The organism is Pseudomonas sp. D8002 (genome assembly GCF_013385695.1).
In the GTDB taxonomy this organism is placed as follows: domain Bacteria; phylum Pseudomonadota; class Gammaproteobacteria; order Pseudomonadales; family Pseudomonadaceae; genus Aquipseudomonas.
Map to the genome: position 1 here is coordinate 99,300 of NZ_JACAPM010000031.1, position 15,779 is coordinate 115,078.

Below are 15,779 nucleotides of genomic sequence, written 5' to 3' on the forward strand. Positions count from 1 at the left end.
GGCACCCGTCCCGTAAATACGTGCCTTCGCGCCCGGCATGGACCGTGCAATAGCTCACCTATCTCACTGCCCAGGAACCGTCCCCATGACCGAACATCACGTGATCAATCCACTGTCCACCGGCGTCGATTATCACGCCCTGGCCGAACGCTTCCGGCCGATTTTCCAGCGCATCGCCGAGGGTGCCGTAGAGCGCGAACAAACCCGCGCCCTGCCCTACGAGCCGATCCAATGGCTCAAGCAAGCCGGCTTTGGCGCCGTGCGCGTCCCGGTGGAATACGGCGGTGGCGGCGCCTCCCTGCCCCAGCTATTCGAACTGCTGATCGAACTGGCCGAAGCCGACTCCAACGTGCCCCAGGCCTTGCGCGGGCACTTCGCGTTTGCCGAAGACCGCCTGAATGCCGCACCCGGCGCGGCGCGAGACCTCTGGTTCAAACGCTTTGTCGACGGTGACATCGTGGGCTGCGCCTGGACCGAAATCGGCAGCGTGGCCATCGGCGATGTCGTCACTAAAGTCAGCCCCGACGGCGACAAATGGAAACTCAACGGTGAAAAGTTCTACAGCACCGGCAGCCTGTTTTCCGACTGGATCGACGTCTACGCCCAACGCAGCGACACCGGCGGCGATGTGATTGCCGCCACCCGCACCCGCCAGCCCGGCGTGGCGCAAAGCGATGACTGGGACGGCTTTGGCCAACGTACCACCGGCAGCGGCACCTCGCGTTTTACCGATGCGGTGGTGGAGGCGGAAAACGTCATCGACTTTGCCACGCGCTTCAAATATCAGACTGCGTTCTATCAGTTGGTGCTGCTCGCCACCCTCGCCGGCATCGGCCGCGCGGCCCTCAAGGATGTGGCGCATCAGGTGCGCAGCCGCAAACGAATCTACAGCCATGGCAATGCCGCCCATGTGAGCCAGGACTCGCAGATTCAGCAGGTGGTGGGTGAAGTTGCAGCACTGGTATACGCCGCCGAAGCCAGCGCATTGAAAGCCGCAGTTCCAGCGCAGCGGGCTTATGTGGCGCGGTTCGGTGGGGACGATGCCGTGGAGCGCGAAGCCAATGTGACCGCCGAAATCGAATCAGCCACGGCGCAGGTGGTGGTCTCGGAACTGATCCAGCGCGCCACCACTGAACTGTTCAACGCACTGGGGGCTTCGGATGTGCGCCAGGGCAAAGCCCTCGACCGGCACTGGCGCAACGCCCGCACCGTGTCGTCCCACAACCCGGTGATCTACAAGGCGCGGATTGTCGGCGACTGGGTGATCAACCGCACCGAGCCGCCGTTTGTGTGGCAGATCGGCAATGGGCCGGCGCGTTAAAACGCCAGCTTGAAGCCGATCATCACCAGCATGAACGCCAGGCAAGGACGCAATATCCCGTCCGGGACCTTGCCGGCCATGTGGCTGCCGACATAAATCCCCGGCAGCGAGCCCAGCAACAGGAAGCCCAGCAGGGTCCAGTCCATGTTGCCCATGCTGGCGTGGCCGAGGCCGGCGACCAGGGTCAGCGGCACGGCGTGGGCGATTTCGGTACCCACCAGGCGCTTGGTGGCCAGGAACGGGTACAGGATAAACAGCGCCACCGTGCCCAGGGCACCGGCGCCGATGGAGGTCAGGGCCACCATGGTACCGAGGACAGCGCCGGTGATGATGGTCAGCGCATTAAGGTTGCGCGGCGCCATCTTGTAGTCGTCGCCGGCATGCCGCTGGGCAAAGGCCAACAGCTTGTTCTTGAACAGGATCGCCGTGGCCGTCAGCAGCAAGACCACGCCCAGGGACTGCTTGATCACCGCGTTCAAGGCGGCGGGGTCGGTGTCCAGGCTCTTGAGAAACCACAAGGTCAGCAACACGGCGGGCACGCTGCCCAGGGTCAGCCAGCCGGTGACGGTCCAGTCGATGTTGCGATTCTTGCTGTGAACCAGCACCCCGCCGGACTTGGTGATGGCGGCGTACAACAGGTCGGTGCCCACGGCGGTTGCCGGGTTGATGCCGAACCAGAGCAGGATCGGCGTCATCAACGAGCCCCCGCCTACACCGGTCATTCCCACGATAAATCCAACAATCAGGCCAGCAATCGAGAAACCAAAATTACCTACATCCATTACCACTACCTGCGGCCTTATAAAATTCTGGCCGCAGCATAGCGATTTTTCTTATAACTACTTATATCAAAACGATCTGACTTTATGCCTTTCTGATCAGCCGCTGGCTGCGATAAGCCTGGGTCTGGTACGGAAACGCAACCGTCTCACGGCCGCGCAAGGCCGGATGCGTGTTGATCAGCGACTGCAACTGCTCAGTCACCTGCGCCTTTTCTGCCGGTGGCAATGCGGCGATAAAGCTCACGGAAAGGAAGCGGTCCATGATCACTTCCTGGGGGCTGCCGACATGGCTGTAGGGGAAGCAGGTCATTTCGGGGGCGGAAAAATACTCGCCGGTAAAGGCCTCGCGCCAACGTCCGGTATGAAAGCGCGGTGTGTCGCCCTCGTAGGGCGTGATGATTTCGGTGATGGCCGCGACCCAGTCCACCGACTCATCCCGCACATTCCAGATCAACCCAAGGCGACCGTCCGGCTTGAGCACCCGGTGAATTTCCGCCAGGGCCGCTTCCGTGGAAAACCAATGGAACGCCTGGGCACACACCAGGGCATCAGCGGTGGCCGCCTCCAGGGGGATGGCTTCAGCGGTGCCCGACAGCAGGCGCACCTGGGGCAGCAGTTTGTGCAACTGCGCCCCCATTGCCTCCACCGGCTCCACTGCGATCAACGTCGGCGCCACGGTGCTGAGCAAGCGGGTGAACTTGCCGGTGCCGGCGCCCAGGTCGATGACCGTGGAGTGGGGATTGATCTGCAGGGCGTCGGTGAGCCAACCCGTGAGTTGCCGTGGATAGTCCGGCCGGCCTTGGGCGTACGTGACGGCCTGAGTAGAGAAGCCCTGTTGAGCAGACTTGTGAACACCGGTCATCGTCAATCTCTCCTCTGGTAGTGCGGGGGCCCACAGTGTGCGCCCTTGAAGATTTATTTTCTAATCGCTGCATCCGTTTGCGCGTGCCGTGGGTAGTACAGGTAGCAGCGCCTTGCTGCCCTTATGGAGAGACACCGATGAACGCCAAAGCCCTGTTCTGCGTGACCTGCCTGTTCGCCGCTGCACCGACTGCCTTTGCCCAGACCGGTTTACCTGACAGCATCAAGGTGCCGGACGGCCACAAGGTGACCATGGAAACCACCGGAGTCGGCGAAATCACCTACGAATGCCGGGACAAGGCCAATGCTGCCGGCCAGACCGAATGGTTTTTCGTCGGTCCCAAGGCGGTGCTCAATGACCGCAGCGGCCAGCAGGTCGGTAGCTACTTCGGCCCGCCGGCCACCTGGCAGGCCAAGGATGGTTCGAAAGTCACCGGCACCCAGTTGGCCGTGGCGCCGTCCAGCCCTGGCAACCTGCCTTATCAACTGGTCAAGGCCAACCCCGCCGAAGGCAAGGGCGCGATGAGTGGCGTCGCGTATATCCAGCGGGTGGCCCTCAAGGGCGGCGTGGCGCCAGGCACGGAATGCACGGCGGCCAACAAGGGCAAGCAGGAAGTGGTCAAGTACCAGGCCGACTACATCTTCTGGGCGGCCAACTGACCAGATTCGTCTACGCTGCTGCCAAAGCGCCCCGGGCTCACCGCCGGGGCCTCCACCTGGAAACCTGTCTTTGCCTGAAGCCGATTTTGACTATCAAGCCTGCCTGCTGGCCTGCGCCCGTGGCGAACAACCGGCCTTGCGCCGGCTGTATCAACAGGAAAGCAGCCGGCTGCTGGGGGTCGCGTTGCGCATCGTGCGTGACAAGGCGGTGGCCGAAGATATCGTGCATGACGCCTTCATCAAGATCTGGAACGGCGCGGCCAGTTTTGACCCGCACAGAGGCTCGGCCCGCGGCTGGGTATACAGCGTGACCCGGCACCTGGCGCTAAATGCCGTGCGCAGCAATGGACGCGAAGTGCCCCTCAGCGAAGAGCATGAAAGCGCAGAGCGCGCTGATACCTTCGACTATCAGGCGCACTCGGGGCGGATCTACAGCTGCCTCGAACAACTCGACCCGGCCCGCCGCAACTGCATCCTGCATGCGTATGTAGACGGTTATTCCCACAGCGAAATCGCGCACAAACTCGGCACCCCGCTGGGTACCGTGAAAGCGTGGATCAAACGCAGCCTCGCGGCATTGCGTGAGTGCATGGCATGAACAGCATCGACGAACTGGCCAGCGAATATGTGCTGGGCACCTTGCCCACCGAGCAACGCACCGAGGTGGAACAGCGCCTGGCCACCGATGCCGACTTGCGTGCGGCAGTGGACGCCTGGGAACAGCGCCTGCTGCCACTGACTGGACAGGCCGCCCCGGCAACGCCTTCGGTGTATTTATGGCGACGCATCGAGCGCAGCCTGGGGCATTCAGCCACCCGGGACTCGTCGGTCTCATGGTGGAACAGGCTGGCGTTGTGGCGCGGACTGGCCGGCGCCGGCATCGCGGCGAGCCTGGTATTGGCGACACTGCTGTTGACCCGTACGGTCGCCATCAACCCGACCGCGTATGTGGTGGTGCTGGTAGCCCCGCAAAACCAGGCCCCGGGCTGGGTGATCCAGGCGAGCAATACCCAGGAAATCCAGCTGATTCCCCTGGGCATCATGGAAGTACCGGCAGACAAGACGCTGCAGTTCTGGACCAAGGGTGAAGACTGGCAAGGCCCGGTGTCGCTGGGCCTGGTCAAGCCGGGGCAGACGTTATCTGTGCCCCTGGACAAACTCCCGCCACTGGCGCCGAACCAGCTGTTTGAGCTGACCCTGGAAAATCCCGGCGGGTCGAAAACCGGCAAGCCGACAGGTCCGATTCAGGCAATTGGCCGGGCCGTTAAAGTAATCTGAACGTAATGCAATGTTGTGGAAGGCCAGTTCGCGCATGTGCATTACATCTCGGGGCTATGGCGTCACCATTGCGCTATAGAATCGGACTCGGAAACCCGGCTCCCTGGACCCTTCATGCCCTCAAAAACCCGTTCGCTGCTGATTCTCGCACTCGTCGTCATCTTCACCGGCATCGGCGCCGGCCTGGGCGGCATGCTCCTCGCCTTACTGCTGCACGGCATCCAGCATCTGGCCTACGGCTACAGCCTCGACAGCCTGATCAGCCATGAAACCTTTTTGCTCGGCGTCACCGCCGCCGCGCCCGAACGCCGGGTGCTGGTGCTGATCACCTGTGGCCTGGTGGCCGGTGCGGGTTGGTGGTTGATCTACCGCTATGGCCGCCCGTTGGTGAGCATCAAGCAAGCGGTCTCCGCCCAGGCACCGATCATGCCGCCCAAGACCACCCTCGCCCACGCCGTGCTGCAAATCATCACTGTGGCCCTCGGCTCGCCATTGGGCCGTGAAGTGGCGCCACGGGAAGTCGGCGCGCTGGCCGCCACCTGGTTGTCACAACGGGCGCGACTGGCGCCGGACATGCACCGACTGATCGTCGCCTGCGGTGCGGGCGCCGGGCTGGCGGCGGTGTACAACGTGCCGTTGGGCGGCGCGGTGTTTGTGCTCGAAGTGTTGGTGGGTGTGTTCAGTTGGCCGGCGGCAGTGATTGCGTTAGCCACCTCGGCCATCGGTGCATCGGTGGCCTGGATTGGCTTGGGCGCAGAGGCGCAATACGTGGTGCCGCACTTTGTGCTCAGCCCTGGCTTGATCGCCTGGGCGCTGGCCTGCGGGCCGGTGTTTGGCCTGGCCGCCTACGGATTCAACCGGCTGACCGGCGCGGCCCGCAGCAACGCCGCCCGTGGCTGGCGGTTGCCGGTACTGTCGTTGATCAACTTCACGATCATCGGGGGCCTGGCGATTTTCCTGCCGCAGATCCTCGGCAACGGCAAGGGCCCGGCGCAACTGGGCTTTGACAATGAGCTGACCATCGGCCTTGCCGCGGTGCTGCTGGTGGTCAAGGTACTGATCACGGCGAGCAGCCTGCGCGCCGGTGCCGAAGGCGGTTTGCTGACCCCGGCGCTGGCCAACGGCGCCCTGCTCGCCATCATCCTCGGCGGCGCCTGGAGCCTGCTGTGGCCCGGCGTGCCGCTGGGGGCGTTCGCGATCATCGGTGCGGCGGCGTTCCTGGCATCGAGCATGAGCATGCCGTTGACGGCAATCGTGCTGGTGGCGGAATTCACCCGCATCGACCATGACTTCCTGGTGCCGATCATTCTCGCGGTGGCAGGTTCGATGTGCATGAGCAAGCTGTGCGTCCTGTGGGAAAAGCGTTGAAGAAGCTGGATTAAAACCCCGACACGCGCCATCCTCCGCGCTTTAAGCCGCCCCATCAGCGGCGTTCCACGCACAAAGGATATGCCCATGCACGACCAACCCCTCGCCCCCGCCGATTTCGAGTTCATCGACGACACCCTGCTCAAGTACGGCGACGACCATTCGGTGCTGAACCTGGCCGAGCTCGACGGTTACTTCACCGCCCTGATTTCAAGCCCCGCGCAGGTGGAGGTTGCCGAATGGTTCCCCGGTATCTTTGGTGGGCAGAACCCGGATTGGGAAAGCCCGGAAGAAGCTGGCCAGTTCCTTGAACTGTGCGTGCGCCATATGAACGCCATTGCCACGCAACTGGCGACCGACGCCCAGGGTTTCAAGGCACGTTTCGAGGAAACCGAGCATCAGGACCAGCCACTGACCCTGGCGGAAGAATGGTGCTTTGGTTATATCCGTGGCGCCGCTATCGGCAACTGGCCAGAGCTGCCTGCCGAACAGGCCGGGCAACTGGAAAAGATTTCCTGGTGCGCCGAGCAGGACAACTTTGAACTGCCGGCAGACCTGGATGTAAATGCCCATCAGCAACGGGTAGCCGCTATCGAACCGGCCGCCCGTGCGTTGCACGACTACTGGTTGGCCCAGCGCTGAACGCAACACCTGTGGCGAGGGAGCTTGCTCCCGCTGGGGTGCGAAGCGCCCCCGATTTTTAGGGCTGCTCCGCAGCCCAGCGGGAGCAAGCTCCCTCGCCACATTTTTTTGTTTTGCCTCCGGGTTCAGTTGCCGCTAGTTGAAATCGACGTCAAACGCCTGATAGAACGCATTGCCGGTGTTGGCCACGATCCACATCAACACCAGCACATGCCGGCCCTTCTTGCCCTTGGGCAACGTCACCTGATGTTCAACCTTGGCCTTCAGTTCGGCCGAGTGCTGGTAATACGGCACCTGGGTGTAGAAGTCCTCGAAGAACGGCTTGGGCTCCAGTTGCGCGCGGCTGATGCGCTGCCTGGGATCCCAACCGTCCCGGGTGATCAACCAGCGATAGCCACGGGTCACGTGCGCGGCGGTGTAATCCCATTGCACCTTGAACACCTGGCCGGCTTCAACATTCAACAACGGCCAGTTAAACGGAGTGTTGAGCTTTTTAGCCATTTCTTCGTCGGTGAAGTTCACGCAGTCACGGGCATCGGTCTTGCCGCCGCTGAGGATGTGCCCGTCGGCGGGCGGCGTGACGCTTTGATCGTCGGTTTCGTAAGGCGCCGGAAACGGCCCGGCGTTGAGGGCCGGGAAGTTCTTGCCGCCTTCCATTTCGTTGACTTGCCAGTTTTCCAGCAGGCCACGCTCTACCGCCACCGAGCCACGGCTGGCGGGTGTCACGACGCGACCATGCCTGAGTTGAGTCTGGGGTTTGTTCATTTCAGTCACTCCTTGATTGAAGACTTCCCCTCATGGGAAGCGCCTTGAACTTAGCCCACCTCGCCGGGTTGTCTACCCGACGTTTCTGTCAGACAAATCGCGTCAAGTCCTTGTTTTGCAGAGTTTTCGCACTGGTCTTGCACCAGAGTTATCGTCGGTCCTACCCTGCAGCAGGCGATCGGACTACAGCCGCCGTCCATGAACGCCTGGCCTCAGGTGTTGAGGATCATCTCAAATCCGCCATAGATCATCCGCTGCCCATCAAACGGCATCGGATTGACATCCGCCTTCAGGCGCGGGTCTTCCATCACCTTGCTCATCCCGGCGTCACGCACCTGCCGCGACGGCCAGACGATCCAGGAAAACACCACGGTTTCATCCTCCTTGAGCTTGACCGCCATGGGAAACGAGGTCACCTGCCCCTGAGGTACATCATCGCCCCAGCACTCGATGATATTCAGCGCACCATGTTCCTTGAACACCACGGCGGCGGCCTTGGCGTGCTGGATGAATTGTTCGCGTTTTGCGGTGGGCACCGCGATCACACAGCCATCTACGTAAGACATGATCACTCTCCTGATTCGACGGGTTGTTCTGCCTGTAGTCGATCAATCAGGCGCTCAATCGACATCAACGTGGGAAATGTCGACCAGTGGTGTGTTATCGATTGCGATGCCGGGCCGATTCTTGATATGACAGGCGCCTTCAACAACAAAGCCCACTCAAAGGACTGACCCGCCATGACCGCCCACGCCACCGCCTTCCACGCCCTGCACCACGCCCAATTGCTGATCCTGCCCAACGTTGCCGATGCCGGCGGTGCGCGCCTGGTGGCGCAACTGGGCAGCCAGGCCGTCGCCACCAGCAGCGCCGCAGTCGCCTGGACCCATGGCTACAAGGACGGCAATCAACTGCCTCTGCCGTTGCTGGTGAGCACCGTGCAGTCCATCGCCCGCGTCATCGATGTGCCGCTGAGCGTGGACATCGAGGCCGGTTATTCCGACGACCCGGAGCACGTGGGCCGGGTGATCAAGGCGGTGATCGACGCCGGTGCCGTCGGGATTAACATCGAGGACGGTGCCGGCACGCCTGAACTGCTGGCCCGCAAGATCGAAGTCGCCCGTCGTGTGGCGGACAACTGTGGCGTGAAGCTGTTTATCAATGCCCGCAGCGACGTGTATTTGAAAGGATTGGCCCCGGAGCCACAGCGCCTTGAAGAACTCCTCAAGCGCGCCGCGTTGTACCAGGGCGCAGGCGCCGACGGGCTGTTTGCCGCCGGCATCCACCTGGAGCACGAAATCCAGCAGCTCTGCCAGGCGACCAACTTGCCGGTCAACGTGCTGGCCTGGGCCGGCCTGCCCGCGCCCGAGACGCTGCAAGCCTTGGGCGTACGCCGCCTCACGGCCGGCTCGAGCATCGCCGAATTCCTGTATGGCGCCATGCACAGCCTGGCCGAAGGTTTCCTGCGAACCGGGAAGCTCGATACCCATGAGCTGAAGTCGTTCACCTACGGCGACTTGAATGGCCGCATGCCGGGTTAAGACGTCCCACGTACCAACGGCATATTGGCGACAATAAATTCGATAAACACCCGCAGCTTGGGCGGCACCTGCCGCCCCGACGGCCACAGCAGGTTGAACTGGCCACCCTCCCAGGTGTAATCCCCAAGCACCTCCACCAGATGCCCGGCCGCCAGCGCCTCGCGCACCACGAAGTCGGCCGCATAAGTCAGGCCTTGGCCTTGCACCGCCAGCTCCATGCGCCCTTCCACCGAATTGCAGATCATCGAGCGCGGCAGCTCAAGCTCCAGCGCTCGCTCGTCGCGGCGCATCTGCCAGGCCTGGAGTTTGCCGGAGGCGGGAAAGCGGAAATGGATGCAGCGATGTGCGTGCAGGTCTTCCGGGCAACGCGGCGTTCCGTTCCGCGCCAGATAATCCGGGGAGCCAACGACCATCATTCGATAAGTGCCCAGCGGACGCGCCGACAGCCCGGAATCCTTCGGCGCACCGCTGCGGATCACTGCATCGAAACCTTCGGCGATCACGTCAGCCAGACGGTCGTTGAAATCCAGGTCCAGCTGGATCTGCGGGTACAACGCCTGGAACTCGCCGAGCATCGCCAGGAACGGCCGGGCAATCATCGGCAGGCCAACCCGCAGCGGTCCCTGTGGCGCGGCAAGGGTTTGCGACAGCTCTTCACCCGCCACTTCCAGCTCCGCCAACACCCGCCGGCAGCGCTCGACAAACTGCGTGCCCTGGGCCGTGAGGGTGATGCTGCGGGTGCTGCGATGGAACAGCCGCACACCAAACTTTGCCTCCAGCCGGGCAATGCTTTTGCTCACCGCCGACGCCGAAATGCCCAGCGCCCTGCCCGCGCCGACAAAGCTGCGGGCTTCAGCCGCCGCAACAAATACGCCGATGGCATTCAGGCTTTCCATACGCTCACCCATTAAGGACTCTGGAGTCCATTCTAAACAGAACTAAAGCCTGTTTTTCCGCTAATTGTTCACGCCTATGGTGGTGGCTTGTTCCCCAGCCACAGGCTTTTTCCCATGAAGATTTTACTTACCGGTGCCAATGGTTTCGTCGGCGGCAGCGTTGCCCATCACTTGATCGCCCAAGGGCACAGCGTGCGCGGCTTGCTGCGGGACCCGCAGAAAGCCGAACGCCTGCAAGCCCAGGGCATCACTCCAGTGATTGGCAGCCTGGATGATCGCCAATTACTGATCGACGAAGCTCGCCAAGCCGATGCGGTGATTGATGCCGCCAACAGCGACCACGCCGGCGCCGTCGACGCGTTTATCGAGGCGCTGCAGGGCTCCGGCAAACTGCTGATCCACACCAGCGGCTCCAGCATCATCGGCGATGATGCGTTGGGTAATATGCTGTCAGAACACATCTTCGACGAAGACACGCCGTTCATCATCGAGGCCCCCAAGCAAGCCCGCTACGACATTGACCTGCGCATGATGGCTGCCGCCGACCTGGGCATTCGCAGCGTGGTGATCTGCCCGAGCAATATCTATGGCGTGGGCCATGGCCTGACCAATCACAGCTTCCAGCTGCCGTTCCTGATGGCCCGCGCCCGGGAAACCGGGGTGATGCGTATCGTCGGGGCCGGTGTCAATCGCTGGTCCAACGTGCACATTGACGACGTCGCGCAACTGTTCCTGCTAGCCGTGGAAAAGGCCCCGGCCGGCGCGTTCTACTTTCTGGAAAACGGTGAAGCGTCATTCATCGACATGGCCGCCGCACTGGCCAAGCGCATGAACCTGGGCGCGGTGCAGTCATGGCCGGCCGACGAAGCCGAACGACACTGGGACCCGATGCATGTGCACTACACCTTCGGCACCAATAGCCGGGTCAAGGCCAAGCGTGCTCGCGCCGAGCTGGGTTGGGCGCCGCGGCACGCTTCGATCCTCGACTGGATCGGCAGCGAGATGCCGCTATGAGCCGAGTCTGGATGATTACCGGCAGCGCTGGCGGCCTGGGTGCCGGCATCGCCCGCGCGGCGCTGGACCACGGCGACCAGGTGGTGGCGACTGACCTTGACTTGGCCCGCCTGGATCAAACCTACGGCGGCGACCAGGTGATGACCGCCGCGCTGGACATCCGCGATGAGCAACAGGCCGAAACGGTGGTGGCCGCCGCCATCGCACGATTCGGACGCATCGATGTGCTGGTCAATAACGCCGGCTATGGACAGTTCGGGCCATTCGAGGAAGTCGAGCCCGAGGCCATCGAGCGTCAGTTCGCGACCAACGTGTTCGGCACCTTCAACGTCACCCGCGCAGTGCTGCCGGTGATGCGCCGCCAGCGCAGCGGGCACCTTGTGATGATGTCGTCCAATGGCGGCTTCAAGGGCGTGCGTGGGGCCTCGATGTATTCGGCGTCGAAGTTTGCGATTGAAGGGTTTTCTGAAGCCCTGGCCGAGGAAGTCGCCGAGTTCGGCATCCGCCTGACGCTGTTGGAGCCCGGGGCGTTTCGTACTGACTTTCTCGACAGCCGCACGCTCAAGCTCGGCACCCGGGCACTTGAGGATTACGCCGAATTTCGCGCCCGCACGCTGGCGGTCTTCGAGGCTCGTAATCACCGGCAAATCGGCGACCCGTACCGACTCGGCCTGGCGGTTGTGCAATTGGCGGCTCTGGCAGCACCGCCGTTGCGCTTCGTCGCTGGCAGCGATGCGCTGAGTGTCGTCGAAGCCAAGCTGGACCAGGTTCGCGCCGATCTTGAACGCTGGCGCTCGCTGTCCACCTCCACCGATTTTCCTCAATAAAGGCCTCTGTCATGACTGACCTCATCACCCGCGTAGAACAGCTGGAAACCCGCTTCGCCCTGGAGCGCCTGATCAGTGAGTACGCCCACGCCTTCGACGCCCGCGACGAAACACTGCTGCGCAGCATCTGGCACGACGACGCACGGCTGGACCTCGGTGCCGCGTTCGGCTGCCATGACGGCGTCGCCGCGATCATTGCTTCCGCCCACCTCAACTGGGCAGCCATGCCGCATATGCATCACTGGATGGCCAACCCGCTGATCGACATCAGCGGCGATACCGCCAGCGCGAGGGTTGCGGTGGATTGCCTGTGCACCCATAACGAACTGGGGCAGGTGCAGATCAGCGGTCTTTATCACGATCGGTTCGAACGCCGGCAAGGGCAATGGGCGTTCAGCGAGCGGCGCTTTGAGCTGCATTTCCTGACACCACTGGCCGCCTGGAAGCCGGTGGCAGGGCTGGAGGCGTAGATCCATGCTCGACAAGGGTAGCGTGTTTGGCCGATTATTCGTGTCCGCCAAACGCCACCCGCCTTGAAGCAGGAGCCTTGTACCTTGAGTTCGCAGAAAACCGTGACCGTTACACCGCCCAACTTTCCATTGAACGGCAAGGTAGCGCCCCCCGGCTCCAAATCCATTACCAACCGTGCCTTGCTGCTGGCGGCCCTGGCCAAGGGCACCAGTCGCTTGAGCGGCGCGCTGAAAAGCGATGACACTCGCCACATGTCGGTGGCCCTGCGGCAGATGGGCGTGGTGATCGATGAACCGGACGACACCACGTTCGTCGTCACCAGCCTGGGCAAGCTGCAATTGCCGGCGCAGCCGTTGTTTCTCGGCAACGCCGGCACGGCGATGCGCTTCCTCACCGCTGCCGTGGCCACTGTACAAGGCACCGTGGTGCTGGACGGCGATGCCTACATGCAAAAACGCCCGATCGGCCCGCTGCTGGCGACCCTCGGCCAGAATGGCATCCAGGTCGACAGCCCAACCGGTTGCCCACCCGTGACCGTCCATGGCACTGGCCGCGTGCAAGCCAAGCGTTTCGAGATCGACGGCGGCCTGTCGAGCCAGTACGTGTCGGCGCTGCTGATGCTGGCGGCGTGCGGCGAAGCCCCGATTGAAGTGGCACTGACCGGCAAGGACATTGGCGCCCGTGGCTATGTCGACCTGACCCTGGACTGCATGCGCGCCTTCGGTGCCCAGGTAGACATCGTCGATGAAAGCACCTGGCGCGTGGCCCCGACCGGCTACACCGCCCACGACTACCTGATCGAGCCTGATGCTTCCGCCGCCACCTATTTGTGGGCTGCCGAAGTGTTGACCGGCGGCCGCATCGACCTCGGTGTCGCCCCGCAGGATTTCACCCAGCCCGATGCCAAGGCCCAGGAAGTGATCGCGCAGTTCCCGCACATGCAACCGGTGGTTGTCGGTTCGCAGATGCAGGACGCAATCCCCACCCTCGCCGTGCTCGCCGCGTTCAACAACACGCCGGTACGTTTCACGGAACTGGCCAACCTGCGGGTCAAGGAATGTGACCGGGTGCAGGCCCTGCATGACGGCCTGAATGAAGTCCGTCCGGGCCTGGCGACCATTGAAGGTGATGATTTGCTGGTGGCCAGCGATCCGGCCCTGGCGGGCACCACGTGCAACGCGCTGATCGACACCCACGCCGACCACCGCATCGCGATGTGCTTTGCCTTGGCGGGCTTGAAGGTCTCGGGGATCAGGATTCAGGACCCGGACTGCGTCGGCAAGACCTATCCCGAGTACTGGAAAGAGCTGGAAAGCCTTGGGGTTCATCTGACCTGGTAAGCCAACGGCGCCGGTAACGGGAGGGAGACTGCATGACGATTCGCCAACCCTGCCCACCCGGCGTCTGCGACTGCAATCGTGAGCAACTGCTCAACCTTCTCGGCGCCGATGCACGCATCCTGCACCTGACGCGCCAGGAAGAAAAACGCCTGCTCGAACGCCTCGAAAACCTGCAAAGCCTGCCCGATCTTGAGCGCATGCAACAGCTGATGTACCAGCAACTGGGCATTCGCGTGCATATCGCGCCGGGCCATACGGAAGTGAAGACGATGCGCGGGATTCAGATCGTTATCGATGACTTGCCGGGGTTGTGTCGCAAGACCCGGCAGTCGATTCCGGCGGCGATTCGCAAGGGCATGGAGAAGCGCCCGGAGATTGCGTATCGGTTGCTGGATGCTCATGACTTGTTTCGCGAGGGTTGAGGGCCGCGTTCCATCTGCGGCGATTTTCACGCTTGAGTCTGCGGGCCGTTTTGTATTCGAGGCGAGCCTGGGCCATCTCCTGAGTACGCGGGGGCCGAAAGCCGGCTTTGTAGCGCTGGCGTTCGTGACGAAGTAGAACGAGTTCTGCGCGCATTTGGCGGTGGCGGTGGGTATTGAGCAGGTAGAGGCTTAGCAGCGGGAACAACAGCCCCGTTGTGTAGATAAAAGGATGGGGCTGATAGCTGTAGGTGAACAGCACAATGAAAAAGCTCATCACACAACTGCCTGCCAGTATCCAGACGCCCCAGGCGCGACCTCGGAGGATAAGAAAGTTGCCCGCTGACAAGATAATGGAAGCGATGCCCACATCCAGTCCCGTGTAACTACGATAAGCAGGCACGCCTCGCATGTAGGTACTACCCATCGACGACCCCGCTACCGCAAGAGCAAAAAGCGCAAACATAAAAGCACTGATGAAAACAGGGAAATAGTGAGCCATAAAAGCTCTAGGGGAATTTCTCAGCTCCATTATTCAAACTCTTCATATAGGCCGATGGCCAGTGTCCGGATATTCCCGGAGACGCCGCTGCCTATGACACTCATGGTTGCACCCACTCCTGCCCCCGCAATCGCCGAGTCAGCATCGATCGCGGCAAACAACCGGCCGAGGTCGATACTGCCTTCGATCCGTTCGCGGGTGGTGCGATAGGCAGCTGGAAAACCGTCCTTCAAGACGCTGGAAGTCATTCCTTTACTCCTGGATTCCACGAGAGCGCAAAGAGTAAGACTGAGCCGCCTGAAAGGTTGTCAGAAAGGTCCTCCTTTCCAGACTGACATTTCCCGATCACCTCTCCATACCTTGTGGGCAATCATTCCAATTGGAAAAGTACGCCCGTGCTACTAATTCCCTCTTCCCCCCGCAAACGACCACTCATCCGCCGCCGTCGTTGTAATCACCACCATCACATCCTCAGGGCTCAGCCCAATCGTAGCCTCCAGCCGCTCCACCAACACCTGGTAAAACCGCCGTTTGGTCTCGGTATCACGAGGTTTACCGCCCGTGATCGCGATGAGTACATAGTCGTGGCTGCGCGGGCCGCCCAAATAGTTGGGGTCGATGATCATCTCGCCAATTTCGTGCTGGTGGATCACGTGGAAGCGATCCGCGTCAGGAATCTCGAAGCTCTCAACCAGGGCGTCATGCAATTCCTGTGAAAGCGCTTGCAGATACTCAGGGGATTTCCCGCGGTGCAAGGAGATTCGGGCGTAAGGCATGGTGGTTACTCCGCAGGATGGATGGCTGCCAACAGGTTCAGCGCCGACGCCGCTGTCGGCCAGCCGGAGTAAAACGCCAGGTGAGTGATGACTTCACCCAGTTCCTCGACGCTCAAGCCATTGCCAACCGCCCGCTGCAAGTGAAACGGTAGTTGCTCCAGACGGTACATCGCCACCAGTGCCGCCACGGTGATCAGGCTGCGCTCCCTGGGCGACAGGCCCTCGCGCTCCCAGATATCGGCGAACAGCACGTCGCGGGTCAGCTCGGTAAATTTGTTGCTCATGGGCGCTCGCTCCGACAATTCAGTTGACGGGC

20 protein-coding genes are annotated in these 15,779 nt (G+C 62.1%); 12 read left to right on the forward strand and 8 right to left on the reverse strand.

The genetic code is table 11. From position 1 onward, the window contains the following. Positions 1-85 precede the first annotated feature (85 nt). On the forward strand, positions 86-1,321 hold the full coding sequence (locus tag HX807_RS17515; RefSeq protein WP_177050562.1) for an acyl-CoA dehydrogenase family protein: 1,236 nt from the start codon (positions 86-88) through the stop codon (positions 1,319-1,321). On the opposite strand, the gene HX807_RS17520 is transcribed toward HX807_RS17515, so the two are convergent. Beyond that, a complete protein-coding gene (locus HX807_RS17520; protein ID WP_177050563.1) occupies positions 1,318-2,103 on the reverse strand; it encodes a sulfite exporter TauE/SafE family protein in 786 nt (261 codons plus the stop codon). The two genes, HX807_RS17515 and HX807_RS17520, sit on opposite strands and share 4 nt — an antisense overlap. Before the next feature lie 82 nt (positions 2,104-2,185). Further along, the gene (locus HX807_RS17525; protein ID WP_003215268.1) at positions 2,186-2,965 is read right to left on the reverse strand and encodes a class I SAM-dependent methyltransferase; all 780 of its coding nucleotides are present in this window, start codon (positions 2,963-2,965) and stop codon (positions 2,186-2,188) included. A gap of 137 nt (positions 2,966-3,102) precedes the next feature. Between HX807_RS17525 and HX807_RS17530 the strand changes: the two genes are divergently transcribed. The 5 genes from HX807_RS17530 to HX807_RS17550 all read left to right on the forward strand — a co-directional run bounded on the left by HX807_RS17530 (position 3,103) and on the right by HX807_RS17550 (position 6,912). Continuing rightward, a complete protein-coding gene (locus HX807_RS17530) occupies positions 3,103-3,624 on the forward strand; it encodes a DUF3455 domain-containing protein (RefSeq protein ID WP_003215266.1) in 522 nt (173 codons plus the stop codon). A gap of 70 nt (positions 3,625-3,694) precedes the next feature. Next, positions 3,695-4,222 carry a sigma-70 family RNA polymerase sigma factor gene (locus HX807_RS17535; protein WP_008430807.1) on the forward strand — a complete coding sequence of 176 codons (528 nt, stop codon included), beginning with the start codon at positions 3,695-3,697 and terminating at the stop codon, positions 4,220-4,222. Further along, on the forward strand, positions 4,219-4,902 hold the full coding sequence (locus HX807_RS17540) for an anti-sigma factor domain-containing protein (protein WP_177050564.1): 684 nt from the start codon (positions 4,219-4,221) through the stop codon (positions 4,900-4,902). Before HX807_RS17535 ends, HX807_RS17540 begins: the two co-directional genes overlap by 4 nt. A gap of 114 nt (positions 4,903-5,016) precedes the next feature. Further along, a complete protein-coding gene (locus HX807_RS17545; RefSeq protein ID WP_177015417.1) occupies positions 5,017-6,270 on the forward strand; it encodes a chloride channel protein in 1,254 nt (417 codons plus the stop codon). Positions 6,271-6,357: 87 nt separating this feature from the next. Further along, positions 6,358-6,912 (forward strand): UPF0149 family protein, encoded by a 555-nt coding sequence (locus HX807_RS17550; protein ID WP_177050567.1) that lies wholly within the window; start codon positions 6,358-6,360, stop codon positions 6,910-6,912. Positions 6,913-7,047: 135 nt separating this feature from the next. On the opposite strand, the gene HX807_RS17555 is transcribed toward HX807_RS17550, so the two are convergent. Beyond that, positions 7,048-7,677 carry a lytic polysaccharide monooxygenase auxiliary activity family 9 protein gene (locus HX807_RS17555; RefSeq protein ID WP_177050569.1) on the reverse strand — a complete coding sequence of 210 codons (630 nt, stop codon included), beginning with the start codon at positions 7,675-7,677 and terminating at the stop codon, positions 7,048-7,050. A 212-nt stretch (positions 7,678-7,889) separates the two neighbouring features. Beyond that, positions 7,890-8,243 carry a DUF1428 domain-containing protein gene (locus tag HX807_RS17560; RefSeq protein WP_008430817.1) on the reverse strand — a complete coding sequence of 118 codons (354 nt, stop codon included), beginning with the start codon at positions 8,241-8,243 and terminating at the stop codon, positions 7,890-7,892. Positions 8,244-8,417: 174 nt separating this feature from the next. On the opposite strand from HX807_RS17560, the gene HX807_RS17565 reads away from it, so the two are divergent. After that, positions 8,418-9,218: an isocitrate lyase/phosphoenolpyruvate mutase family protein gene (locus HX807_RS17565; RefSeq protein WP_102605858.1), complete on the forward strand. Its 801-nt coding sequence runs from the start codon at positions 8,418-8,420 to the stop codon at positions 9,216-9,218. Here HX807_RS17565 and HX807_RS17570 read toward each other — a convergent pair. Then, on the reverse strand, positions 9,215-10,114 hold the full coding sequence (locus tag HX807_RS17570; protein WP_102605878.1) for a LysR family transcriptional regulator: 900 nt from the start codon (positions 10,112-10,114) through the stop codon (positions 9,215-9,217). The two genes, HX807_RS17565 and HX807_RS17570, sit on opposite strands and share 4 nt — an antisense overlap. 114 nt (positions 10,115-10,228) lie before the next feature. On the opposite strand from HX807_RS17570, the gene HX807_RS17575 reads away from it, so the two are divergent. From HX807_RS17575 to HX807_RS17595, 5 genes are all read left to right on the forward strand, one after another. Beyond that, complete coding sequence (locus HX807_RS17575; protein WP_102605859.1) at positions 10,229-11,128, forward strand: NAD-dependent epimerase/dehydratase family protein; 900 nt, start codon at positions 10,229-10,231, stop codon at positions 11,126-11,128. Next, on the forward strand, positions 11,125-11,955 hold the full coding sequence (locus tag HX807_RS17580) for an SDR family NAD(P)-dependent oxidoreductase (protein WP_173883058.1): 831 nt from the start codon (positions 11,125-11,127) through the stop codon (positions 11,953-11,955). The genes HX807_RS17575 and HX807_RS17580 overlap by 4 nt, the downstream gene beginning before the upstream one ends. A gap of 11 nt (positions 11,956-11,966) precedes the next feature. Further along, complete coding sequence (locus tag HX807_RS17585; RefSeq protein WP_102605861.1) at positions 11,967-12,425, forward strand: nuclear transport factor 2 family protein; 459 nt, start codon at positions 11,967-11,969, stop codon at positions 12,423-12,425. Positions 12,426-12,509: 84 nt separating this feature from the next. Then, positions 12,510-13,766, forward strand: a complete 1,257-nt coding sequence (aroA, locus tag HX807_RS17590) for a 3-phosphoshikimate 1-carboxyvinyltransferase (protein WP_102605862.1) — start codon at positions 12,510-12,512, stop codon at positions 13,764-13,766. Between the two features lie 32 nt (positions 13,767-13,798). After that, positions 13,799-14,188 (forward strand): hypothetical protein, encoded by a 390-nt coding sequence (locus HX807_RS17595; RefSeq protein ID WP_102605863.1) that lies wholly within the window; start codon positions 13,799-13,801, stop codon positions 14,186-14,188. A 528-nt stretch (positions 14,189-14,716) separates the two neighbouring features. Here HX807_RS17595 and HX807_RS17600 read toward each other — a convergent pair. From HX807_RS17600 to HX807_RS17610, 3 genes are all read right to left on the reverse strand, one after another. Beyond that, complete coding sequence (locus HX807_RS17600) at positions 14,717-14,935, reverse strand: hypothetical protein (RefSeq protein WP_102605864.1); 219 nt, start codon at positions 14,933-14,935, stop codon at positions 14,717-14,719. Between the two features lie 153 nt (positions 14,936-15,088). Further along, entirely contained in the window at positions 15,089-15,463 is a 375-nt protein-coding gene (locus tag HX807_RS17605; RefSeq protein ID WP_177050571.1) for a tautomerase family protein, read from the reverse strand. A gap of 5 nt (positions 15,464-15,468) precedes the next feature. Next, positions 15,469-15,747, reverse strand: coding sequence for a carboxymuconolactone decarboxylase family protein (locus HX807_RS17610; RefSeq protein ID WP_008436391.1), 279 nt, complete (start codon positions 15,745-15,747; stop codon positions 15,469-15,471). Positions 15,748-15,779 lie beyond the last annotated feature (32 nt).